The following is a 23,501-nucleotide window of genomic DNA, read 5'->3' as shown; positions in this document are numbered from 1 at the left end:
TCAATCTGGTGTTTTAGGGTAGAAAAAATACAGATTCAATGCCCTGTAAGCCCTCTACCAATTGTTGCCATTCTGGTGACTTAGTCAGAGAATATGTATCTAAATCATGCCCTTTCGAGGAGGAAAAATAGCCAAAAGATTCTATCCAATTTAACAGCGTTTCTGTACTCAAAAAAGGCGTACACTGCAACGATTCTTGAAGCCACTTCTGCATCCCGATGAGATCTTCTTGACAGTAAGCGTGCCACGCCTTCCACACTAAAAAGCTGTAGCGCACCCGGCTTTCTACCTTCGCCATCCACTCCTGCACCTGTTTTTGAGTAACAAATTGATCTTTTTCGCGATCGGAAAGTAAAGCTTTTTCTATCGCCTCAACAGACTCTGCGAGCATCCGCTCCTCTTTGAACATTTTCTCGGCCCGCTGCTTGCAAGCTTTGCCGATTTGGCGGCGCAATTCTGGATTCAGCGCCCAAGCTTCTACAGTTTCCGCCAATTCCCTCGCTGTTCCCTCCGGATCGGTATTCGGATCGGGCAACAACTTCCCAGTATCCCCGAGTCCTTCTGGAATGCCGCCCGCTGCCGAAGCAACTACAGGCAATCCTTTAGCCATCGCTTCCATGACTGAAAAAGAAGGTGCAGCATCGCCGAGAGATGTCAAAATGAAGATGTCGCTAGCATCCAGTAAATCTAAGATATCCCAACGCTGTCCGATCAATTTCACCCGATCGCTCACTCCTAACTCTCTAACAGCTTCCCTCAATTCTCTTTCTACATCGCAATGGCTTCCCTCACCATTCCCTGCCCATACAAAATACAGTTTAGACCACACGGGAGATTGTTTCAACTGCTTGATTGCTTCGATCTGATATCGATGCCCTTTAACGGGTGCCAATCGAGCAGATGTGAAACAGACAATCGCATCTTCCGGAATTTCTAACTCTTGCCGCAGGCGTTGGCGAGCCGAAGGATTCGGAGGTGCAAAATATTCAGGAGAGCGCCCCAAGTAAATCACTTGCCCCTTATCTTTGGGTAAATCAAAGTCATCCCACAATAAATTCAAATGTTCATAAGCGCCAACAATCACCGCTCTAGCTTGCAGGCACTGATACAGCACTCCCTCTCGATAAGGCACTACATCCCCGTAGGCAAAATTTGCGTGATCTGGCATGACTAACCCGATTACCATCATGTATGGTATTCCCATCTGAATAACTACCTGTTTAACTGCAAAATTGGAATAGGGCCAGCCATCGCTAAAAATAATTAGATCAGGTTTATTAGTAGAAAAAATCTCTTGTGCATCCTCAGTATTTCTTAACACCCGCGCTAAATCTCTATGGCTGCTAAAATCCAGCCACAAGTGCTCTATACCTAACTCTCGTTCTCGCTCAACCAAGGGGCTAGAATGTTTGGTTTGCACGCAAGTGACTTGATAGCCCAACAAGGCTAACTGACAGAGAATGGCATGGTTGTACTGCGCTAATCCTCCCACGCCCGGATCGTCGGCGTTGTAGAGTAGAATGTGCGTTTCCCTACGGGATAGCTTCGCTTCACCCGCTTTTGAAGGTGTGGGAATAGAACTTTGTTGAGATTGGGGTGGATTAGTCATCACCATCAAAATTATCTCTTGCCATTCCGCTAACTTACTCAGCGAATAAGCGTCAAAATTTTCACCGTATTCTTCAGAAGCCCTCTGAAAAGTTTCCAGCCAATTCAAGACTGTTTTTGTGGGCGAAAAAGGCGTATAGTGCAATGATTTTTCCAAACACTCGGCCATCTCTGCTAGATGACCGTCGCGGTACATCCGCCATGCCAGCCACTTTAAGCATAGATAGCGTTCCTGGTTTTTTAACTGGCGGATTGACTCAGGCAAATCAGGTCGCTCGAAGAATTCTTTCATCAAAATTTCTGTATTCTTCATTAGCGGCCAACCGCTTGACATGATATTAGAATTGTGCTGGCGATAACAGGTAAGGATCTCTTCTAACCAAACTGCTTTGTACCCCTTTAAAGTCAAACGCAAGGCAAAATCTAAATCTTCGGCTAGCCGAAATTGAGAATCGAAACCACCCAAATCTTCCCAGCACTTTCGGCGCAGCATCATCGCACTCGGTCGCACGCATTTATATAAAATAAAGCTTTCTAAATCTAATTTAGACGCTTGCTGCCAAGGCTTGACATCAGAAATCTCTTGCCCGGTTTCATCGACTAGCAGCCAACCTGTTTGCACCATGTCTAATGCGGGATCAGCGTCAAAGCAAGCTAGTTGTTTCTCTAGCTTGGATCGTAGGAAATAGTCATCGGCATCTAGAAACGCTAAAAACTTGCCTCTGGCTAGCTGACAAGCCTGATTTCGGGCAACTCCTACTCCTTGGTTTTTCTGATAAATGTAGCGAATTCTGTCAATATAAGGCTGCAATACTTGCTGCGTGCGATCTGTCGAACCATCGTCTACAACTATAATCTCCAAATTAGTAAAAGTTTGACCTAGGGCGCTCTCCACCGCTTGTACGATGTAGCGATCGCCATTATATACAGGTATAATTACGCTGATTAGCGGTGTTGGATTGACTGTTGACATTATTTAGCTCGCTGTTAACCTATTACTGTCTAGTTTATATTAATTTCGCGGACATTCAGCACTATTCTCAGTTCGCTAGCTCTACTTACAGAAACTTGAATTTTGACCAATTGTAGCATATGATCTTACATGGAATGATTACTCAAAAGGAAAAGAAAAAATGAATTCAGAAACAGCGCAGGTGAATTTTCAGCAACAGGCAGAAATTTATTTGGCTACAGGGAACTTTGAGCGGGCGATCGCACTTTGCCAACAAGTTTTGGCATCTGAACCCAATTCAGCAGAGACTTGCAAGACCTTGGGAAAGGCGCTGCAAGCTCAGGGTAAACTAGAAGACGCAAGGTATTGGTATAAAGTTGCGATCGCCCTGCAACCCGATTTTGCCGAAGCTTTTGCTAACCTCGGCACTCTCTGCGCTACTTTGGAACAGTGGCAAGAGGCGATCGCCTGTTACCAAAAAGCCATCTCCATCCAACCGGACTTTGCAGGATTTTACCGAAATTTGAGCCGGATATTTACCCAAGTCGGTCAAGCTGACCAAGCGACAGACTGTTGGTATCAAGCACTCATCTTGGAGCCAATAGAAATAGCGGAAGACTATCTAGATTTGGGTAATACATTGCTTGCCAAAAATAAGCCAGAAAAAGCGCTAGTTTGTTACCACCGCACCATTTTTTTAAACCCGAGTTGTTGCGAAGCTTATTGCCAAATAGCAGAAGCTGCTAGCGACTTGAAACAGTGGGACGAAGCTATTGTTAACTACCGCAAAGCTATTCAACTCCAGCCGGATATTTCGGAGTTTCATTACAAATTAGGCAATGTTTTGCAAGCTAAGGATCTCTGGCGCGAAGCGGAGGCTGCGTACCGAAAAAGTATTGATTTAAATCCCAATTCTTTTTTGTCATACTACAACTTAGGCAGCGTGCTGCTCAATTTAGAAAAATGGCAAGAAGCGGCGATTGCCTACCGCACGGCTGTTGAAATTAACCCGGATTATTCTTGGTCTTACTACAGCATCGGTGCAGCTTGCGAGCGATTAGAACTATGGTCTGAATCCGCAGCAGCTTACCAGCGCGCTACTGAAGTAGACCAAAATTTTTTCGCAGCTTTTCACAAGTTAGGAGATGCTCTTTTTAAACTAGAAAAATGGTCAGAAGCTGAGGCTGCCTACGAACGAGCAATCGCACTTAATTCAGATTTATTTTGGTCTCATTATAACTTAGCTTTGACTTTAGTTAAACTTCAGAAATTTTCCCCAGCAACATTCGCTTATCGGCGGGCGATCGCACTCAATCCAGAATTCTCTTGGACTTACCACAATTTAGGAGAAGCGCTGTTAAAAACTCAACAGTGGAAAGCCGCAGCTACCGCTTATCAACGTGCTATTGAACTTAATCCCAGTATTTCTTGGTCTTATTACAATTTAGGCGATGCTTTGAGTGAAAGTCACGAATGGAATGATGCGGTTTCCGCCTACCTTTGTGCGCTTAAAATCGAGCCGTCTCTACCGGGAATTTACATGAAGTTAGGTAAGGCTCTCATTAAAAGAACTCCGGTTGATTCAGATGTAGCAACTAGCTACTATCACCACCAAATGCAGCCGCAGCACGCTCCTGAATTTTACTGCGAAATCGCCCAAAACTTTGCTGAGAGCGATCGGCGTGACGAAGCCATAATGTTGTACTTGATGGCATTAGAAATTAGACCAAAAGATCCAGAAATATCCCAAAAATTAGAGGAGATTTTAGAAAAACAGCGTCCAACAGGGGAATCTACTTTATTATTAGAGTTAGAAGCTAAGGATATTCGCGATCGTTACATTGCCCGAGTCGTCAAAGGCAAGACTTTTGCAGAAGTCGGCGGCTTGTGGGGAACTGTCAGTGAAAAAGTATCTGTAGCTAGTAAATACGGTGCAGTATCTCTGACAATGATTGATGCCATGCCAGCATACCTCCACTGGTGGCAAGATTTTCACGATCGGATGACAAGTTTAAATATTGCTAATTATCACTGTATCAATCGAGATATAACTCAGATTCAGCTTGCCGACATTGGCGAGCCTTACGATGTAGTTCACTGTGCAGGAGTTTTGTACCATCACCCGCATCCGTTGCAGATTTTAGTTGCCTTGCGTCAGATAACTCGCGAGCATTTAGTTTTCACTTCAGCTATTACTCAAGAAGTGATAGAAAATGAGTTGGGACGCTATGAAATTCCAGCTTCGGCAGTAATGTTTATTCCAGCTTTGGACGACGCAGAACGAGCTATTTTAACAGCATACTGGCAGCAATACCTCAACAACAACCCACTTATAGGGATAACTGAAAAAGCAGTTTTTGACATGAACGACTTTGCGCCGTGGTGGTGGCTACCTACAGCTACTGCTTTAGAAGCTATGTGCAAAGTCGCGGGATTTAAGGTTTTAGACAAAGGATTGGCTTGGGACAATAATGTTCTGACTCTGCTACTGGGGATTTGAGGGTTTGTAAACGAACAATAACAGGACTTGCTTGTGCACAAACGGCTAAACACCCGGTTTATGAGATGATTTCTCGTTTTTTTCCTATATTCCTACTAAAAACCGGGTGTTTTCCGTAAGTCTTAAATAAAATAGCTGCAAACATCTTTTGTGAAGAAAACAGGAACAGGGAAATAATCAATGAACAATCACCAACCAGGCACGCCGTTAGGAAACATTTTAGTAGTAGACGATACAGCCGAAAACCTGCGTCTGTTGTCTACGATGTTGACTCAGAGGGGGTACACCCCCCGCTGCGTGATTAACGGAAAAATGGCTCTGAGAGCCTGCAATTCTAATCCACCCGATTTGATTTTGCTCGACATAATGATGCCGGAAATGAACGGTTACGAAGTTTGTCAGCACTTGAAATTAGAGCCTAAAACTCGCGAAATTCCGGTAATTTTTATCAGTGCTAAAGATGAAATTTTCGACAAAGTAAACGCATTTGCTGTGGGAGCAGTGGACTATATCAGCAAGCCATTTCAGTTTGAAGAAGTGCTCGCCCGCATCGAAAGTCACCTCAGCCTGCGGAATTTACAAAAGCAGCTAAAAGAACAAAATATGCTGCTGCAAGAAGAAATCACGAGCCGCTTAGCAGTAGAAAAAACTCTTCAAGAAAAAAATCAAATTCTGCAACAAGAAATCAGCGCCCGTCGCGCCGTTGAAAAAGCTCTGCAAGAGCAAAATTTGGTACTCCAACAAGAGATATCAAACCGCCAGCGCGCCGAATCTGCTCTATTAAAATCTAACCAAGAATTGGCGCGTTCAAATGCGGAACTAGAACAATTTGCTTATGTGGCTTCTCACGACTTGCAAGCGCCTTTGGCAACCATTGCCAGTTACGCTCAACTTTTAGAAAAACGCTACAAAGACCAACTCGACACCCAAGGTAGTAAGTTTATCGGCAATATCGTTCAGGGCTGCACGAGAATGCAAACTTTAATTGACGATTTACTGGAATATTCGCGCGTTGGCCGGAGTCGGAAACCTTTTGAACTGACAGATTGCAATCACGCAGTCGAGCAAGCACTCGCGAACCTGCAAGGGGCGATCCGCGAGACTAAAGCCGTTGTCACCTACAGCGAATTACCCGCGGTAATGGGGGATATTTCTCAACTCATACAGCTCTTTCAAAATTTAGTCAGCAATGCGATTAAATATCGCCACGATGCACCGCCTGTCGTTCATATTACCGCTTGCAGACAGGAGGAAAACTGGTTAATTTCTGTCTCAGATAATGGAATTGGGATTGCTCCCCAGCATCAAAAACGTATCTTTCAAATTTTCCAGCGCTTGCATACTCAAAGAGAATATTCGGGGACAGGTATTGGTTTAGCAATTTGTCAAAAGATTGTGGAACTTCACGGGGGATGTATCTGGGTGGAATCGGAACCGGAGCAAGGTTCTACGTTTCACTTTACTATCGCTTAATTGAGACATTTTTTCGTCAACAGGTAGAAGTTATAAGGTAGAAAAAGTCAATTAGTTTCTATATTGTAAGTCAAAAACTATAAATTACAATTGACAATTTAACACCATTTTAAATAATAAAAAATAAGTAAATAATTGGCATTTTTTTTGACTATCGCTGTTGGAATTTTGACTACAGTTGCATTCTTTTTTAACTGGTCTAAATCGCAAGTTAGAAAAAAAATAGTTTGCGTTGACAGTCTAGTTACTGCGTGATATAATTTTAATTATTAAACACATTTTTTGTAGCGCTTGCTCACCCCGCAATCTTACGGTCAATCTTACGGTCGATGTATGTGTACGTGCAATTGAATGACTGCCCTGAAAATAAAAGGTCAAATTCAAGTTAGTTTAACATTTTCTTGATTAATAAATATTATGAAAGCAGTTTTTAACTTAGCTTTGCCTCCTATCTGCTTTAAAGTTCTGTTAGTAGAAGACAACCCTCAGGAAGCTGAGCTGATTGAAGATTTGCTTTCAGAAATTGGCGGCGCGCAGCGTATAGTGCTGACGAAAGTAGAGCGCCTCAGCGAAGCGCAGCAGCGATTGAATCAAGAAACTTTTGACATAATTTTATTAGACCTTTCACTGCCAGATAGTCTGGGAATCGAGACGGTGGCTCGGGTACAAGAATACGGGGTAAATGTGCCGATCGTAGTTCTGACGGCCCAAAACGACGAAGAACTTGCCCTGCGGTTGATTTCGGTCGGCGTCCAGGATTATTTGGTAAAAAGAAAAATCGACAGCGAACTGTTAATTCGATCGCTCCGTTACGCCATAGAACGCCAGAACAGTCAAGATGCTTTGCGAAAAAGTGAAGAAAAATATCGCTCGGTGGTGGAAAATTCCCTGATCGGCATTGCAATCATCGCTCCAATTATTGACAGCGAAATTCCTCTCAATTGCCACTGGATAGAAGTTAACGATGCCCTGTGCTATTTGCTGGGCTATGAGCGCTACGAACTCGTGCAAAAGAATTGGCTAGAGTTGACTCATCCAGAGGATTGGGAGGCTAATTGTGAAAATTTTTCTCAGATGTTAGCAGGTAGGCTCGACGGTTACATCTTAGACAAAAGGTGGCTCAGAAAAAACGGCGAAATAGTTCACACGCGAGTTTCCCGGCGCTGCATCCGCCGCCTGGACGGGTCTATTGACCGGATAATCGAAGTAGTGTTGGACGTGAGCGATCGCTACCGCTACGAAGCGAAACTGAAAGCGTCAGAAGAATTTTTAAACCACACCATAAATGCTACGCCAGACCCAATTTTTGTCAAAGACGAGCAACACCGCTGGATCATATTAAATGATGCTTTTTGTCAGTTGGTCGGCAAATCGCGACAAGAACTGATGGGCCAATCAGATTATGACTTTTTCCCCCAATCAGAAGCTGCTGTTTTTTGGACAAAAGATGAAGAAGTATTGACAACGGGTGTCTGCTTGGAAACCGAAGAAAAATTCACCGACTCTGCCGGGAGAGAACATATAATTTCTACCAAAAAAAGCGTCTTCCAAATAGCAGACGGCAGTAAAGTAATAGTGGGTATAATTAGAGATTTTACAGAATACAGACAGCAACAAAAAGCCCTGGAACAAAGCGAAGCTCGCTTTCAAAAATTGGTAGCTAACCTACCGGGAATAATTTATCAATTACGAAGGTCAGCAACTGGAAAAATGTCTTTCCCCTACATCTCTTCAGGCAGCCGCCAACTCTACGAATTAGAGGCAGAAGCAATAGAGCAAAATGCGGAACTCATTTCCAATGGAATTCACCCCGACGATCTCTTAGATTTAAAAGCATCGATAGCAATTTCAGCCACTACGCTGGAACCTTGGCAGCAGCAGTGGCGGCAGACTTTACCATCTGGAAAAGTTAAGTGGCTGCAAGGAGCTGCGAGACCAGAAAGGCTCACTAATGAGAGCCAATGTGGCAGCGAAGGCGATATTCTCTGGGACGGTTTAGTGATGGATATTACTGAATTAAAGCAGGCACAAACAGAGCGCGATCGTTTTTTTACCATCTCCTTAGACTTGCTTTGCATTGTAGGTTTTGACGGTCATTTTAAACGTTTAAACCCAGCTTGGTCAACAGCTTTAGGCTACAGTATTAGTGAATTGTTGGCCAAGCCAATGATCGAATTTGTTCATCCAGACGATCGAAAAGCCACCGCAGCCGAAGGGGCAAAACTAATAGCGGGTACGTCCAGTATCTCCTTTGAAAACCGCTACATCTGCAAAGACGGTTCTTACAAATGCTTCCTGTGGACGGCATCGCCATTTACCGAAGAAGGTTTAATCTACTCAGTCGGTCACGACATTACCTCTCGTAAACAAGTAGAGTCCCAACTCCAGCGACAAGCAGTAGCAATGGCCGCTGCTTATGACGGCATCGCCATTTTTAATAATAATAAAGAATGTATTTATTCAAACGAAGCTTATCTCAAAATGTACGGTTTGTCAAGCCCTAGCGAACTGTATGGGAAAAAATGGAAGATGCTCTACAGCAAAGCAGAAAATCTATTTTTTGAACTACAAATAATGCCGGTTCTCCTGCAAAAAGGGTACTGCAATATAGAAGCGAGCGGTCAGCGCCCGGACGGTACTAAGTTCCCTCAAGAATTGTCGCTGACAATGCTTGTAGGTGGCGAAATCATTTCTATAGTCCGCGATATAACTAATAGAAAACAGGTAGAATCAGCCCTGCGGTCGAGCCAGCGTCGCTACCAAACTTTAGCAGAAGCATCGCCAGTTTGTATATTCCATACCGACACCTTGGGAAATTGCCTTTATGTGAATCAACGCTGGAGCGAAATTACGGGATTAAACGCAGAATTAGCAGCAGAAATTGGCTGGATGAATGCCATACATCCCGATGATGTCGAGCGGGTAAAAAATGAATGGCATCGAGCAATTATTGATAAAACTCCTTTTAAATCAGAATACCGCTTTCAGCGTCCCGACGGTCGGGTAATTTGGGTGATAGGTCAGGCAATTGCAGAAATCGGAGACAAGCAGGAGATTAAAGGCTATATCGGCACTATTACTGATATTAGCGATCGCAAACAAGCAGAATTAGATTTGCTGCGAGTTACTCAAGCGGTGGAAAGCACCAGCGATGCGATCGGCATTGCTGACTTGACAGGGCGATCGATCTACCACAATCAAGCCTTTGTTCAACAGTACGGCTACACAGCAGAAGAACTAAACACAGCAGGCGGATTAACAGCAATTTACCCCCAAAGTAATGTGCTGCTAGAAATGTTAAAAACGCTCCGTAAAGGCAAATCTTGGCAAGGCGAACTCAAAATCAACACTAAAAACAACAAACTGGTAACAACTTTATTTCGCGCCGACGGCATTAAAGATGAAACTGGTCATTTAATCGGGTTAGTGGGAGTAATTACCGACATCACCGAACGCAAACAAGCGGAGATGGCCCTGCAGCAGCAATTAAGGCGAGAACGGCTGGTAGTTGCCATGCTCGATCGCATTCGCTCCTCCCTAAAGTTAGAAGAAGTCCTGACAACTGCTGTCGAAGAAGTGCGACAATTTTTGCAAACAGACCGCACAGTTATTTACCGCTTTAATCCCGACTGGAGCGGTTTTGTAGTTGTCGAATCCGTAGCAAAAGATATAATTTCGTTGAAAAACTTTGACAACTTGGATACGTGTTTTAGAGATAAATTTGTTGATATTTACCAGCAAGGTAATATTCGTGCTATAGCAGATATTTACGCGGAAAAGAGGAGCGAATGTCACCTTAAATTCCTCGAACAATTTGAAGTTAAAGCTAACTTAATAGTGCCTATTTTACAAGCACGAGAAAGCATTTCCCAAGTCCAACCGACGGTAGAAAACCACCTCTGGGGACTCCTGATCGCCCACGATTGCAGCGGCCCCCGTTCCTGGGATTCATCAGAAATAGAATCCCTCCGGCAATTGTGCGTGCAATTGGCGATCGCGATCCAGCAATCCACGCTATTTCAACAAGCACAAACCGAAATTGCCGAGCGCAAACTTGCAGAATCTGCCCTCCAACAAGCTGCATTAGCCGCAGAAAGCGCCAACCGCGCCAAAAGCGAATTTCTTGCCAACATGAGCCACGAACTACGCACGCCTTTAAACGGCGTTTTAGGTTACGCTCAAATCCTCAAAACCGACAAAGACTTAAGCTCAGAGCACCAAGAAAGTCTCAGCAATATTCAACAGTGCGGTCAACACCTGCTGATGTTAATCGACGATGTTTTAGATCTTTCCAAAATTGAAGCTAGAAAAATGGAACTCTACCCGGAAGAGTTAAATTTTCTAAATTTCACGAAAAACATTGCCGATCTCTTTCAGATGCGGGCCTCTCAAAAAGAAATTTTATTCAATTACGAACAAGTCTCTCCCCTGCCTAGCTGCGTTCGTGTCGATCCAAAAAGATTGCGCCAAATTCTCATAAACTTACTCAGCAATGCCGTTAAATTTACTAACAGCGGCGGTGTGACTTTCAAAGTCGGCTATGTCGGCACAGGGGCCTGGAGTCGAGGGCAAGGAGAAAATTATGAGTTCTCGACTTTGAGTTCGGAACTGAAAGAAAATTATATGCGTTTCGCCCACAATGCGATCGCAGCCAAACACGCTTTAAAAATCCGCTTTCAAGTCGAGGATACCGGCACAGGAATAGAGCGAAGCAAGTTAGAAGAAATATTTTTGCCCTTCCACCAAGTAGGAGGCAATACGTTTGTTGAAGGTACAGGTCTCGGACTCTCGATTAGCCAGAAATTAGCGAAACTAATGGGTACCGAAATTCGCGTCCACAGCACTTTGGGAAAAGGCAGCACTTTTTGGGTAGATTTAGAAGTGCCAGCAGCTAAACGGTACTTGGAGGTGTCTCCTTTGCAGGAAAAACGCTGGGTTGTCGGTTTTATCGGCAACAAGCGGAAAGTGCTAATCGTGGATGACAATCAACTGGATCGCGATTTGTTGTGCAGGCTGCTGCGGCGTTTGGGATTTGAGGTTGCAGATGCCCAAAACGGACAAGAATGCCTATGCAAAACAGTTGAATTTCAACCTGATGTGATTTTAATGGACTTGCGGATGCCTGTAATGGATGGCTTAGAAACTGCAAGAAAACTGCGGCAGTTGCCGTCCGTAAAAGATGTCGTGTTAATCGCTATGTCAGCTAGCGTTTTCGAGGCTACGCAGCAAGATAGCATCCTCGCAGGGTACGATGATTTTATTCCCAAACCGATCGAAGCAAATCACTTTTTGGAACAGTTGCGCGTGCATTTGGGACTAGAATGGATTTATGGGGAATCTTCGGAAAACAAAAAGCGCACAACTCCCAGTTTGTCATCCGCCTCTGATTTTCCTGCTTATTCTTCTCTGTTACCTGCAGCTTCTGAGTCAGTAGCAAAACTTTTGAAACTCGCAGCTATGGGCGACATTGAAGAAATTTTTGAGGAGAGTGCTAAGCTGGAGAGTTTAGAACCTAATTTAGTGCCGTTTGTCTCGAAGCTGCGCCAACTTGCTAAGGGATTTCAGCTCAAACAAATTCGGAATACTTTAAAGCAATATATCGAGGGAAAATAGTATGACTCTCATGGTTGAGAGCTTGGCTGCATACAGATAATTTAGATGTGCAGCAACTTAGCGCCGCGTTATTTAGCCGGATATCTGGCAATTGTCGATCGCGCAATTGTCAGTGCATGCAATCGTAACTCCCAACATTAAACAAGTTGTTTTCCCGGTTCAGAAGTTGCCCTCGCAGAGTCGGATCAACTGCTGTTAAATGCCAGATCTTTTTGGGTACAGCAGAGATTTTGATAGGCGCCGGATAGGGTTCGCTCTTACCGTGTTTTGTACTATTTCAAACAACAATTTTCTGGTAAACTAAAGTGGAAAGTTGCTTTCCATCCCTAGACTGAAGTCCCAGGGTTTGCAGGCTATTTTTTGACAATAGAGTTTTTGAGAGAGTTGGGATTGAAATTACTTTGCCTCAGTAACGGCCACGGAGAAGACGCGATCGCCCTTCGCATCTTGCAGGAACTACAACAGCACCCGCACCCCCCAGAATTAGCCGTGTTTCCGCTAGTGGGTGAAGGGCAAGCTTTCGCTCAACTAGAAAACGCCCGCATCATCGGCCCGGTGCAGCGGATGCCTTCGGGGGGCTTTATTTACATGGACGGGAGGGAATTTTTGCGCGATGTCAAAGGCGGCCTGCTTCAGTTGACCATCGCTCAGTTTAAAGCCATCCGCGCTTGGGTGCGGACCCAACAACAGTCGGGGAATCAAGACGGCGTTATTTTAGCCTGTGGGGATATTGTACCGCTGCTGTTTGCTTGGCTCGGCGGCGCGCCCTACGCCTTTGTCGGTACTGCCAAGTCAGAGTATTATTTGCGCGACGAGAACGGGCCTCTGGCTCGCAAATCCCGAGTCTTTGGTTGGTGGGGTTGCCCGGGATCGGTTTATTTGCCTTGGGAGCGCTGGTTGATGACTCGATCGCGCTGTCGAGCCGTTTTTGCCAGGGACGCGCTAACCGCCGAGACTTTACAAAAGCTGGGAATTCCCGCTTACAATCTCGGAAACCCGATGATGGACGGACTGCAACCGGAAAATCCAGCCGGTTTTTACGGCCCTGACGCAGAGTTGCGGGAAAGGTCGCGATCGCTCGTCATCACCTTACTGCCCGGTTCTAGAGCGCCGGAAGCCTATGCTAATTGGCTGCTAATAATAGAGGCTGTAGCCGGAATTTTATCGCTGTTTGCCGATCGCAAATTGTTATTTTTTGGAGCCATTTCTCCAGAGTTAAATTTAGAAGCTTTGCGACCTAGTTTAGAATTTTTCGGCTGGCGACAAGAAGGCGAAACTCGAACGCAGCGGCGAGAAGGAAGTATTTTGCGACCTCCTGTTTCAAGCGCTCAAGAAATTCAAAAAGAATCTCCTAATTTGCTATTGCCCTTGACCTTTGTGCAGAGAAACGCCACGATGATTTTAACTCAGCAAAGTTTTAACGATTGTTTGTACGAAGCAGATTTAGCAATAGCAATGGCCGGAACGGCTACAGAACAATTTGTAGGTTTAGGAAAACCCGCGATCGCCATTCCCGGAAACGGCCCGCAATTTACTCCAGCTTTTGCAGAAGCTCAAAGTCGCCTGTTAGGCCCGTCATTAATTTTAGTCAAACATCCCGCCGAAGTTGCCGGCGCCGTGCAGTCTTTGCTCCGCGACCCCGACAGGTTGCAGCTAATCGCTGAAAATGGCTTGCGCCGCCTGGGAGAACCCGGTGCAGCAGCCAGAATTGCCGAGTGTTTAATGCAGCGCTTCGGCGGTGAATCCAGCAATTCTCAATTGCCTGCAATTCACTAGGAACAAAACAATTTTGTGTTCCGGGCCAGTATCTTTAATACTACTTTCTTTTAAAAAAATCTTGTTCGCTAACTACTAATTTCCGTAGGGTGCGCCTAGGCGCACCTTACTAATACTGCATTCGCAGAAAATTTCAATTCGCCGTTTTTTCTGAAGATTGAACCCAGAAATCAGCCTGAGGAATTTTAAAATCCGACTTAACCAAAACTCCCGGTTCTCGCTGCACGGGCAGCACATCTAAAGTATCCGTTTGCGCGCAATATTTTAAATCTTCAATAACCCCTAAACCGAGGAGGCGCTGGCCGTGACTGGCTCTTTCCAACAATTCATGCAACCGATCTTGCCAGTGCAGGTAAAGAGCAATAGCCCCAAATACTTCATCGTTACCAGCAAAATCGCTCGCAGGAATACCGCTTTCTGCTAGCAGACTTTGGGCGATCGCACCAGCACAAACCGTATCTTCCAACGAATAACTCCCTTCCCAACCAGAACCCACAATCCAAATAGTTTCCGGCTGTTTATTTAACAAAAACTGCACCACAGATTTGCGGTTAATCAAAGCCGCCGTTAACACAGTTGCAGCAGCTTGCACTCGCTCCAGAGCCCGAGTACCGTTAGTTGTGCTGATAAAAATTCGCTTCCCTGTCACCTTTTCTGGCGTGCAGTCGAAGGGGGAATTCCCCATGTCAAATCCCTCAACTTTGCCGCCGCCGCGCTCTCCGGCGCGAATCCGCTTATCTGCAGGCCATTTTTCGCTCTCGGCCATTAGCTTATCTAAGTTGCTGAAAACTTGGACAGCTTCCGCCCCATTATTCAGGGCCGTTGCCATTGTCGTAGTCGCCCGCAGCACATCAACTGCGATCGCGCAAGCCGGCATTTTGTCGGCTGGCGTAAGTTCCGGGGTATGGTAAATAAAAAGCTTCACTTTTGGGCAACCTGCGATAAATCCTCATCATTAATAATAATGGAAAGTGGATGATAGAAAATAGAGTCGAGTCCTCAAAAGCAGAAAATATGTCAAAACAGCTAAATTCAAACCCCGCCCACGCCGCCATTACCGCACCAATTGGACTCCTCGCAGGTTTCACCTATCCTTTGCGAGCTTTCACGCTAATTTTGCAAACTCCCAAGCTGTGGACATATGTATTAGTTCCAGTGGTGCTAAATTTTATAATTGGTATTGGTCTTTATTTAAGCTTGCTATTTCCCAGTTTGGCAGGGATAGACGTTTTAGTTGCCGATTTGTCCGTCCGATTTAATGCTCTAATTGCGAGTTTTCCAGCTTGGCTGAGCTTTCTTGGCGTGTTAACAGTCGCTTTCGGCTGGCTGCTGCGCGTACTCCTAGTGTCAGGACTTTTGCTGATAATTGGATTTTTGTTAGTGCAGTTTGGCGTAATTTTAGGTTCGCCCTGGTACGGCAAACTTTCCGAACAATTGGAACTGCTGCGGAACGGTCAATTGCCCGCAGAAGCACCAATGAATTTGGCGAGTAGTTTTGGGGATATTCAAAGGGCGATCGCCTTTGAACTGCGAAAACTACAAATTTTGTTGAGCGTCGGCATACCGCTGCTGCTGCTGCATTTTGTGCCGGGTGTCGGCTCTATTCTTAGCAGTTTGGGTGGCGTAGCTTTGGGCGCGACTATTGTCTGTTTGGACTTTTTAGATGCACCTTTAGAGAGGCGGAGGCGACCTTTTCAGGAGAAATTGAAGATAATTTGGGCGAGTTTGCCGGCCAGCGGGAGTTTTGGTGTGGTTTGTTTGGGTTTGGTGAGCATTCCCCTGTTGAATCTGTTGGCGATTCCGCTGTGCGTGACGGCGGGAACTTTGTTTTTTTGCGATCGCATTTGGCCGGCCCGCTTTGCCCCAGAAGAAACAAAGAGCGATCGAGAAACTAACATTACAAATTAAAAACTAGGAAGATGCTTCTTCCTTCGGCTGACTCTGGGAGTTAAGACCCAAAAACGGGCTTAACAACAGCCAGCTAATGAAGAAAAAGGATGCTGTAAATAGCTGGACAATATCGATCGCTGACAAATATCCGTCAGATAATAGTGCAATAGTTCTATCTGTCAGCCCGAATATCCAAGAGAGAATCCCAAACAGCCAAATGCCTTTTTGGAGCATGGGCAAAAATGCTGAAACTTCGGAGTTTTGCGACTTGTTCATTGATTTAGCCCTTGTTTGCGAAAAGTCTGATTAACCGGGGCACCCCAAGGGCTTAAGGATTTTTGGTGTCTCCTCGGATTCCCTTTGTTATCTATATGTTAAGAAATATTTCCCGATATGACAACGCGCCCTGAGAGGGATTTCCGCATCTATCTCAAGAGGTAGTCGCAGCGCCAACAAAGAGTGATATTTGCTACACTTTGGTAGGATGCGCGATCGCGATCGGGTTCTGGGCCACTCTTGCCATGAGTCCCAGGCGCTTGATATAGTGGGTCACAGGCTACGTAAAAGAGCGAAATCACAAATTATGTTATTTAACAGTATTGAATTTTTAGTATTTTTTGCGATTGTTTTCGCCATATATTATTTCCCTCCGTTGCAAAAAGTGCAGGTTCCCATCCTGATAATTGCCAGCTTTATTTTTTACAGTTGGAGCGCCCCCGCACTGTTGCTGCTCCTGCTACTGTCAATTATTATCAACGCTACAGTCAGCTTTCAAGTTGCCAGAATTTCTGACAAAAAACAGCGATTTTTTTGGGCTTTATCGGGAGTAGTTCTCAATGTATTAATTTTGAGCTTGTTTAAATACGCCGGTTTGCTAACTAACTTTGTTGCGGATGTTTTTAATATTGCTCGAACCGAAGGCAGCCTGGCTTATTTATTCTTAAAATTGCCTTTGCCGATAGGCATTTCTTTTTACACCTTTGAAGGCATAAGTTTAATCGTAGACGTACTGACTCAAAAAGATAAAAGCGAAACAGAATCAAACGGTTACGTCTCGCCCAACTTCACCCAACACCTGCTAAACACCTCATTTTTTATTAGCTTTTTCCCCAATTTACTGTCAGGGCCGATTTTAAAATCCCAGACATTTTATCCCCAGATTGTTCCTAAATACTTTAAAGACATTCCTGGAAATTTCATTTTTCGCTCCCTCGTTGTCGGCTACTTCCTAAAAATGGTCATCGCCGACAACTTAAAAGACTATACCTTCTGGATCACCTTTCCCTACTACCAAGGATATGGACCTATTACCAACCTGACGCTGCTGTTCGGCTACTCAATACAAATCTTCGCCGATTTTGCCGGTTACTCCTTAATTGCGATCGGTTTTGCAGCCGCTTTGGGCTACAAAATTCCCGACAACTTCGACTTTCCCTACATCTCTCGTTCCCTCTCCGAATTCTGGAGAAGGTGGCACATTTCCCTCTCAACTTGGCTCAGAGATTATCTATACTTTCCCCTCGGCGGAAACCGCAAAGGAAAAATCCGAACTTATGTTAATTTAATGACAGTAATGACTTTAGGAGGATTATGGCATGGGGCTGCTTGGAGTTATGCAGTTTGGGGAATTTATCACGGATTTGGTTTAGCCGTAGAACGCTTTTTTGGGTTCGATAAATCAAAAAAAAAATCGCAAGAACCAAATCAAGCAGAAACCAAACCAATGTGGCAGCAATTATTATTTGACACCCTTAGCGTTTTAGGAATTTTCTCTTTTGTTTCCGTGGGATGGCTGCTTTTCAAACTGCCTCGATTTGAAGAAGCGGTTGACTTCGCAGCTACTTTAGTTCGCAACTCTAAAATCAGGCCCGCTTGGAATCAAATTATTCCGACGCTATTTTTTTCCCTACCAGTAGTAATTTATCACATTCCTCATTTTCCTACTTGGCAAAATCTGATGAAACAGGATTCAAATAAAAACGGTCAAAAAGTCTGGAACCTTTATCAAGATTTAGCTTTAGGAATTATGCTAGTAATGATATTCCTCAACAGCGGCAGCTCGAAACAATTTATTTATTTCCAATTCTAGAAGGTGTTATATGTTTGTCAAATTCCAGTTGCGATCTATTTTGCGCCCGGTACTAATTTTTCTGTTTCTAATGAGTTTTTATCAAGTGCTCGTCAGCGGCGGAGTTTTGCCAGCTTCCGAGGGACCTACCCAGAGGGAAAATAATATTGTCAGATCTCAAAGGTATGTATATCAGCAGGATTCAGATCTGAAAATGGTAATCGTCGGTAGTTCCCTAGCTGCCAGCCTTAATGAAAAACACATTGGAGAGGGCGTAAAGAACTTAGCTTTCGGGGCAAGATCCAGCAAAACAGGTTTAGAAATAGTTAAAAGAAGTAAAAGCAAGCCTCCGATCGTTTTGGTAGAAATTAATGATACTATTACCCGCAAAATAGATTCAGAGTTACTTGATTCTTTGTATCACCCTATTTTTTATTGGATGCGTCAGTATCTGCCGATCCTCAGAGAGGAATACCGTCCGATTAGCGTTTTTATTGATTATTTAAAAAGTCGCTCGAAGCAGAATCAAAAACCAATGAGTCGAGAGGCACTAGATAGCATAGAAGGTCGAAATGTTACTCCAGAATTATCGAAAAAAGCTATCCAAACGACAGTTGATATTCAAAGCATACCTTTGTCTGAAAAAGATGCAGAAAATATGAAACAAGAAGCTGATTTGATGAGAAATCAAATCGCAGAAATCAAAAAAAATACCGGGGCAAAAGTAGTTTTATTTGACATGCCGCGTGAGTCGCGAGTTAATACTACAATCAGGATAAAACAAGTACAAGAATTGGCGAAAAAGCTGTTTCCGCCCGATAGTTTTGAGTGGCTGCCGCCCCCGAAAGAGCGAGAGTGGCGCACCAATGATGGCATCCACTTGATCCGCAGCGACGCTAAAGATTTTGCCGAGTTTTTGAGGGATAATACCATTTTAGATTTGAGATTAAAGAATTGAAGAATTGGGAATGACTTATTCCATATGGGTTTGGAGCACGGGCCTACAGTTGCATTCTTTTTTTGGATAGGTATAAATTCCTGGGCACGGGTAGCGGCGGGCTTTCTTGGCAGGGCGCCTACAAAAGAAAGGTTGTAATTTTAATTGAAGTATGCTCTACTACAAGTAGAGCAAGTCTGGTTAAAGAACGATCGTGAGGTTTGTAGTGAAAACCCAGAGTCCTCAAAGCCCTAAAAGCCACAGGACAAACAATTCGATTATCAGTGTTAACCCGGCTTGATAGGAGTTCAGCGTCAATAACCTCGAACAATGGCACGCTTAAATCAGATTATTGCGATCGAAAAAGGCATCAAAAGCCGCTCGGTTCAAGAACTGGCAGAAGCTCAAAAAGCTCTCCAGAAGCCTGCTGTGCTTTCTGGAATCTCCCGCACTTACCGTCCCAAAGACCAAGAAGGCGAACAACTGCCGCCAGAGTCCAAAAAAGTTGAAGTCAAAGCAGAAGAGATTATCCGCAAAACGACTGAAGTTTTGACCAAACTCTTCGACGTAACCGCAACCAAAGATTGGACAAATTGTAGCGCCCGCGCGGACGTAACTGTAGACGGAAACGTGCTTTTGAGCGAAGTTCCCGTCAGCTATTTGCTATTCATTGAAAAGCAGTTAGCAGATTTGCAAGCATTTATCAAAAAACTTCCAGTCTTAGATGCTTCCGAGAGTTGGAACTTTGATGCTTCGGCAGACTGTTGGGCGACAGAACCGCTGCAAACTCTCAAGACTTTTAAAACTCCGCGCAATCACGTTAAAGCTGAAGCTACCGAACACCATCCGGCTCAAGTCGATGTTTATTACGAAGATATTACGATCGGCTATTGGCGGACTGTCAAGTTTTCGGGTGCTTTACCAGCGCGGCGGATCAATGAGTTGCTGCAAAGGGTGGAAATCTTGCAGCAAGCTGTTATGTTCGCCCGCGAAGAAGCTAACAATTCTGAAGTTGAGGAACAGAGAGTGGGAGAGCGAATTTTTCAGTTTATTTTTCGCTGATTGCTTGCTTTTTTGATAGTTATGGTTTAAGATCTAAACAGAGTACAATTTAAAACTCAAACTTCAACTTAAACCGTACAAATGTGATAGTGCAGGTTCGACTCCTGTCCCTCCTACCCAAAATAGGGTTCAAAATAGGGGGGTAGCCCAATTGGCAGAGGCAGCATTGCGTACAAATTCAACAGCAAGCTATTACTCTAAACTCAGCATTCACCGCCGATCGCTAAAACGAATGTCAGGAAAATCACATCATCGAGGTTGCTGGCTCATATCCAGCCCCCTCTACCAAACGCAGGGGGGTAGCTCAATCGGTAGAGCGCGATGCTATTAATCTTAAATCCTTGACTTAAATGTGATAGCGTGCCCAAATGGGCGGTAAATATAAACCCAGTAGTAAGGTCAGAACTGCTGGGTTTTATGCTAATAATTGATTCAATTCGTTAAATCCGTCAGTCCTGGACGTATCAAGACAGATGATTTATTGCATCAATCCTCACTGCGAACAACGCGAAAATCCTGCTGCTGCTCAAAATTGTCAGGCTTGCGGCACGGATTTGTTAATTGGCGATCGCTATCGTATCCTTAAACCAGTGCGATCGCCCAATCCTGCACGCCCCACAGACATCTTTGAAGTCGAAGATTTGGGAACCGGGGAAAACGAATGGGGAACTGTCAAAATTTTAAAAGTCTTGAAACACCCCCACAATCACGATTTAGTTCGCTTGTTCAAGCAAGAAGCGCGAGTTTTGATTTGGCTGGCCGGAAAGAGTTCAGTTCCCCAAGTCGAACCTGACGGTTATTTCCCAATTAAACTCCCCCATAACTTCCAGAAATTGTCTTGTTTGGTGATGGAAAAAATTACCGGAGAAAACTTGGCAGAATTCTTAACTAAAAAACAGTCCGTTTCTCAAAATCTCGCTCTAGATTGGCTGCAACAAATGCTTCATATTTTGCAGGAAATCCACAAATATCATGTAGTACATCGGGATATTAAGCCATCCAACCTGATGGTTGAAGCCAATGGGAAATTGAGATTAATTGACTTCGGCGCCGCCACAGAAGCAGATATAGAGACCGCACCCATAGGTTCTGCTGGATACGCCGCACCGGAACAAATTTTAGGTAAAGCAGGCGTGCGATCGGACTTTTTTGCCCTAGGGCGTACTTTTGTACATTTATTAACAGGCATACAGCCAAGTCACTTTCCCGTTAATGAAAAAACTGGTAAAATTAATTGGAGGAACCAGGCTGTAGATATTGACCCGTTACTCCTCGACTCGATCGACGAATTGATCGAACCGCTACCAGAAAATCGACCTGAAAATACCCAAGTTATTTTAGAAAAATTAAAAATTTATGAGGCAGACCCCCTGCAAAAGGGGGACACAACATCGCTTCAATAAATCTCTTCCAGCCGGCGAAAGTCCCGCTCAACTTCTGCCCACAAAGCCCGATTGTGAGGGTCAGTTTTCACAGCCTTTTTCAAATAAATTCTCGCCTTATCAACCTGCTTTTCTCCGATCAAATGCCGTCCCCAGCGCTGATAGGCGATCGCCTGCCACTGACGCACCTCCAAATCTTCGGGAACCCGCTGGGCCAAACCCTCAATCAAGGCGATCGCCCGCGGGAACCTCTGATATTTCAGCAACTGCTGCAGCTCAAAATAAGCATCTTGCTTTAACTTTTGTTCCACCGCCGACAGATCCGCATTAGATGGAACAGCAGCCTCTTTTCGAGTCACTTTAACTGCCTGCGGTTGAGCTTTCACCCCCCGATCCGGCGGTGTCCAAGTAGGCGGCACAGTTGAATGGGCAACTTTTGACTCCGCAACATGGTGGGGGGCAACATTCACCAGAAACTTATAAGCCTCAGTAATAGCAATAAACTTATTCTTAGCCTGTTCGTTTCCCGGATTCACATCCGGGTGATACTGTCTGGCTAACTGCCGATAAGAGGCCTTAACTTGCGATAAACTCGCGCCAGACCTCAGTCCTAACTGTCGGTAATAATCTGCAATATCCATTTAGCATGAATGAGCGTTGATAGTACCATTAAATATGGCAGAATCCTTAAATGTAAAGATTCTGCCAAAATTTACTGCGAACTAGGTTGTAGTGCGAGGGTTGCCCGCACTACTGAAGCGCAAAAATAACTTACGGACGATCTTCGATCACTCTGTCAATCAAGCCGTATTCCTTGGCTTCCTCAGCGGACATGAAATAGTCGCGATCCATGTCCTTCTCGATTTTCTCGATCGGCTTGCCAGTATTCTTAGCATAGATATTATTGAGTTCGTGGCGCAGCCGCAGAATCTCTTTCGCCTCAATCTGAATATCCGTTGCTTGTCCCCGCGTCCCCCCAGAAGGCTGGTGAATCATGATTCGCGAGTGAGGCAAAGCTAACCGTTTCCCCTTCGCACCGGCAGCTAACAGGAAAGAACCCATCGAAGCAGCCAAGCCCACACAAATCGTCACCACGTCCGATTTAATGTGCTGCATGGTATCAAAAATAGCCATGCCTGCCGACACCATCCCGCCTGGGGAATTGATGTACAAAATAATATCCTTACCTGAATCTTCCGAATCGAGATAGAGCATCACAGCGATGATTTGATTGGCAATTTCATCGTCAACGTCCCTGCCCAAGAAAATAATCCGTTCCCGGTAGAGGCGATCGTAGATATTAATCCACTGAGTATCATAACCACCCGGCATTTTGTAGGGAACTTTTGGCACACCTATAGGCATAATTCGGAACTCCGTTTAGTTGGTAATTGACGAGTAGTTTTGAGTTGGAAATTTCGGGTTTTGAATTTCTGGTTTTGAATTTTGAGGTTATTTCGTTCTTCTCAACGCTGGTGCGAGAATTTTGAACTCTTTAACTTAAAATTCAAAACTTAAAATTCAAAACTTTCTTTCACAGCTCAGTTAGATGACTCCAGCCGGCAGCGGTTTCGGCAATTCTTCCGAACTTTCAAGAACGCGATCGATCAAACCGTATTCTTTAGCTTCCTGGGGCGTCAGGTACAGCAACCGATCCATATCTTTAGTAATCTTTTCGATCGGTTGGCCAGTACAGCTTGCAAAAATCTCAAGCATCGTTGCTTTATTTGCCAGCACTTCCTTAGCCCGAATTTGAATGTCGCTTGCTTGACCCCGCGTGTAAGCCTTGGGTTGGTGCAACACAATAGAAGCGTGGGGCAAACTCGCCCGAAAGCCTTTTGTACCAGCCGCCAAAAGCATCGCAGACATCCCCATTGCCGAACCGAGGCAAATAGTGTGTACGGGCGGCTTAATGTATCTGATCGTATCGCAGATAGCGAAGGCTTCTGTTTCAAAGCCGACGGGTTCGCCACTGTAACCAGAAGTGCCGGTCGAGTTGATGTAGATTTTGATCGGCTTATCCGGGTCTTCGTACTGCAAGAACAACAGTTCAGCGATAATCAGTTCTGTTACCGCAGGCACTAGAGGCATGCCCAGATAAACGATCCGCTCCTTCAGCAACAGGGATGGCAAATCGGGAGGTGGCGTCCGAGAGTTCCCTTCCCCGTAGTATGGCGATTGCACAGCTTTAATTGGTGTGTTCATATAACCGAAATGTTGCCTGAACTGATGGAGCTATT

Annotated in this window: 15 protein-coding genes; 9 read left to right on the top strand and 6 right to left on the bottom strand. The window is 44.7% G+C overall.

Annotated elements, in window-relative coordinates:
* Positions 1 to 13: 13 nt before the first annotated feature.
* Complete coding sequence (locus QUA47_RS08280; protein ID WP_333430398.1) at positions 14 to 2,581, bottom strand: glycosyltransferase; 2,568 nt, start codon at positions 2,579 to 2,581, stop codon at positions 14 to 16.
* A 160-nt stretch (positions 2,582 to 2,741) separates the two neighbouring features.
* On the opposite strand from QUA47_RS08280, the gene QUA47_RS08275 reads away from it, so the two are divergent.
* From QUA47_RS08275 to QUA47_RS08260, 4 genes are all read left to right on the top strand, one after another.
* A complete protein-coding gene (locus QUA47_RS08275; protein ID WP_333430397.1) occupies positions 2,742 to 5,060 on the top strand; it encodes a tetratricopeptide repeat protein in 2,319 nt (772 codons plus the stop codon).
* A gap of 180 nt (positions 5,061 to 5,240) precedes the next feature.
* Entirely contained in the window at positions 5,241 to 6,533 is a 1,293-nt protein-coding gene (locus tag QUA47_RS08270; RefSeq protein WP_333430396.1) for an ATP-binding protein, read from the top strand.
* Positions 6,534 to 6,950: 417 nt separating this feature from the next.
* Positions 6,951 to 12,146 carry a PAS domain S-box protein gene (locus QUA47_RS08265; RefSeq protein ID WP_333430395.1) on the top strand — a complete coding sequence of 1,732 codons (5,196 nt, stop codon included), beginning with the start codon at positions 6,951 to 6,953 and terminating at the stop codon, positions 12,144 to 12,146.
* 360 nt (positions 12,147 to 12,506) lie between these two features.
* Positions 12,507 to 13,922, top strand: a complete 1,416-nt coding sequence (locus QUA47_RS08260; RefSeq protein ID WP_333430394.1) for a lipid-A-disaccharide synthase-related protein — start codon at positions 12,507 to 12,509, stop codon at positions 13,920 to 13,922.
* Between the two features lie 133 nt (positions 13,923 to 14,055).
* Here QUA47_RS08260 and QUA47_RS08255 read toward each other — a convergent pair whose 3' ends face one another.
* Positions 14,056 to 14,847 carry a 2-phosphosulfolactate phosphatase family protein gene (locus QUA47_RS08255; protein WP_333430393.1) on the bottom strand — a complete coding sequence of 264 codons (792 nt, stop codon included), beginning with the start codon at positions 14,845 to 14,847 and terminating at the stop codon, positions 14,056 to 14,058.
* Positions 14,848 to 14,936: 89 nt separating this feature from the next.
* Here QUA47_RS08255 and QUA47_RS08250 point away from each other — a divergent pair, with 89 nt between their 5' ends.
* Positions 14,937 to 15,830, top strand: a complete 894-nt coding sequence (locus QUA47_RS08250) for an EI24 domain-containing protein (protein ID WP_445302495.1) — start codon at positions 14,937 to 14,939, stop codon at positions 15,828 to 15,830.
* Between the two features lie 3 nt (positions 15,831 to 15,833).
* Here the strand turns inward: QUA47_RS08250 and QUA47_RS08245 are convergent, their stop codons facing one another.
* Positions 15,834 to 16,088 carry a hypothetical protein gene (locus QUA47_RS08245; protein ID WP_190657915.1) on the bottom strand — a complete coding sequence of 85 codons (255 nt, stop codon included), beginning with the start codon at positions 16,086 to 16,088 and terminating at the stop codon, positions 15,834 to 15,836.
* Positions 16,089 to 16,395: 307 nt separating this feature from the next.
* Between QUA47_RS08245 and QUA47_RS08240 the strand changes: the two genes are divergently transcribed.
* The 4 genes from QUA47_RS08240 to QUA47_RS08225 all read left to right on the top strand — a co-directional run bounded on the left by QUA47_RS08240 (position 16,396) and on the right by QUA47_RS08225 (position 21,282).
* Positions 16,396 to 17,901, top strand: a complete 1,506-nt coding sequence (locus tag QUA47_RS08240) for an MBOAT family O-acyltransferase (protein WP_333430391.1) — start codon at positions 16,396 to 16,398, stop codon at positions 17,899 to 17,901.
* 10 nt (positions 17,902 to 17,911) lie between these two features.
* The gene (locus QUA47_RS08235; RefSeq protein WP_333430390.1) at positions 17,912 to 18,838 is read left to right on the top strand and encodes a hypothetical protein; all 927 of its coding nucleotides are present in this window, start codon (positions 17,912 to 17,914) and stop codon (positions 18,836 to 18,838) included.
* Between the two features lie 309 nt (positions 18,839 to 19,147).
* Positions 19,148 to 19,879 (top strand): DUF7873 family protein, encoded by a 732-nt coding sequence (locus QUA47_RS08230; protein WP_333430389.1) that lies wholly within the window; start codon positions 19,148 to 19,150, stop codon positions 19,877 to 19,879.
* A 473-nt stretch (positions 19,880 to 20,352) separates the two neighbouring features.
* A complete protein-coding gene (locus QUA47_RS08225) occupies positions 20,353 to 21,282 on the top strand; it encodes a serine/threonine-protein kinase (RefSeq protein ID WP_333430388.1) in 930 nt (309 codons plus the stop codon).
* Here QUA47_RS08225 and QUA47_RS08220 read toward each other — a convergent pair.
* The 3 genes from QUA47_RS08220 to QUA47_RS08210 form a co-directional block, all read right to left on the bottom strand.
* Entirely contained in the window at positions 21,276 to 21,902 is a 627-nt protein-coding gene (locus QUA47_RS08220; protein ID WP_333430387.1) for a J domain-containing protein, read from the bottom strand. The genes QUA47_RS08225 and QUA47_RS08220 overlap by 7 nt on opposite strands.
* A gap of 130 nt (positions 21,903 to 22,032) precedes the next feature.
* Positions 22,033 to 22,626, bottom strand: coding sequence for an ATP-dependent Clp protease proteolytic subunit (locus QUA47_RS08215; protein WP_190657906.1), 594 nt, complete (start codon positions 22,624 to 22,626; stop codon positions 22,033 to 22,035).
* A 180-nt stretch (positions 22,627 to 22,806) separates the two neighbouring features.
* Positions 22,807 to 23,466 carry an ATP-dependent Clp protease proteolytic subunit gene (locus QUA47_RS08210; protein WP_006632447.1) on the bottom strand — a complete coding sequence of 220 codons (660 nt, stop codon included), beginning with the start codon at positions 23,464 to 23,466 and terminating at the stop codon, positions 22,807 to 22,809.
* Between the last annotated feature and the right edge of the window lie 35 nt (positions 23,467 to 23,501).

The sequence above is a fragment of the Microcoleus sp. MON2_D5 genome (assembly GCF_036701905.1).
Classification (GTDB): domain Bacteria; phylum Cyanobacteriota; class Cyanobacteriia; order Cyanobacteriales; family Microcoleaceae; genus Microcoleus.
This window is presented reverse-complemented; position numbering and strand designations above follow the sequence as displayed.

What these genes read in the sequence shown, in the direction of transcription:
- QUA47_RS08280 (WP_333430398.1), bottom strand. Translation starts at nt 2,581, where the DNA reads ATGTCAACAGTCAATCCAACACCGCTAATCAGCGTAATTATACCTGTA.
- QUA47_RS08275 (WP_333430397.1), top strand. Translation starts at nt 2,742, where the DNA reads ATGAATTCAGAAACAGCGCAGGTGAATTTTCAGCAACAGGCAGAAATT.
- QUA47_RS08270 (WP_333430396.1), top strand. Translation starts at nt 5,241, where the DNA reads ATGAACAATCACCAACCAGGCACGCCGTTAGGAAACATTTTAGTAGTA.
- QUA47_RS08265 (WP_333430395.1), top strand. Translation starts at nt 6,951, where the DNA reads ATGAAAGCAGTTTTTAACTTAGCTTTGCCTCCTATCTGCTTTAAAGTT.
- QUA47_RS08250 (WP_445302495.1), top strand. Translation starts at nt 14,937, where the DNA reads ATGTCAAAACAGCTAAATTCAAACCCCGCCCACGCCGCCATTACCGCA.
- QUA47_RS08245 (WP_190657915.1), bottom strand. Translation starts at nt 16,088, where the DNA reads ATGAACAAGTCGCAAAACTCCGAAGTTTCAGCATTTTTGCCCATGCTC.
- QUA47_RS08240 (WP_333430391.1), top strand. Translation starts at nt 16,396, where the DNA reads ATGTTATTTAACAGTATTGAATTTTTAGTATTTTTTGCGATTGTTTTC.
- QUA47_RS08235 (WP_333430390.1), top strand. Translation starts at nt 17,912, where the DNA reads ATGTTTGTCAAATTCCAGTTGCGATCTATTTTGCGCCCGGTACTAATT.
- QUA47_RS08230 (WP_333430389.1), top strand. Translation starts at nt 19,148, where the DNA reads ATGGCACGCTTAAATCAGATTATTGCGATCGAAAAAGGCATCAAAAGC.
- QUA47_RS08225 (WP_333430388.1), top strand. Translation starts at nt 20,353, where the DNA reads ATGATTTATTGCATCAATCCTCACTGCGAACAACGCGAAAATCCTGCT.
- QUA47_RS08220 (WP_333430387.1), bottom strand. Translation starts at nt 21,902, where the DNA reads ATGGATATTGCAGATTATTACCGACAGTTAGGACTGAGGTCTGGCGCG.
- QUA47_RS08215 (WP_190657906.1), bottom strand. Translation starts at nt 22,626, where the DNA reads ATGCCTATAGGTGTGCCAAAAGTTCCCTACAAAATGCCGGGTGGTTAT.
- QUA47_RS08210 (WP_006632447.1), bottom strand. Translation starts at nt 23,466, where the DNA reads ATGAACACACCAATTAAAGCTGTGCAATCGCCATACTACGGGGAAGGG.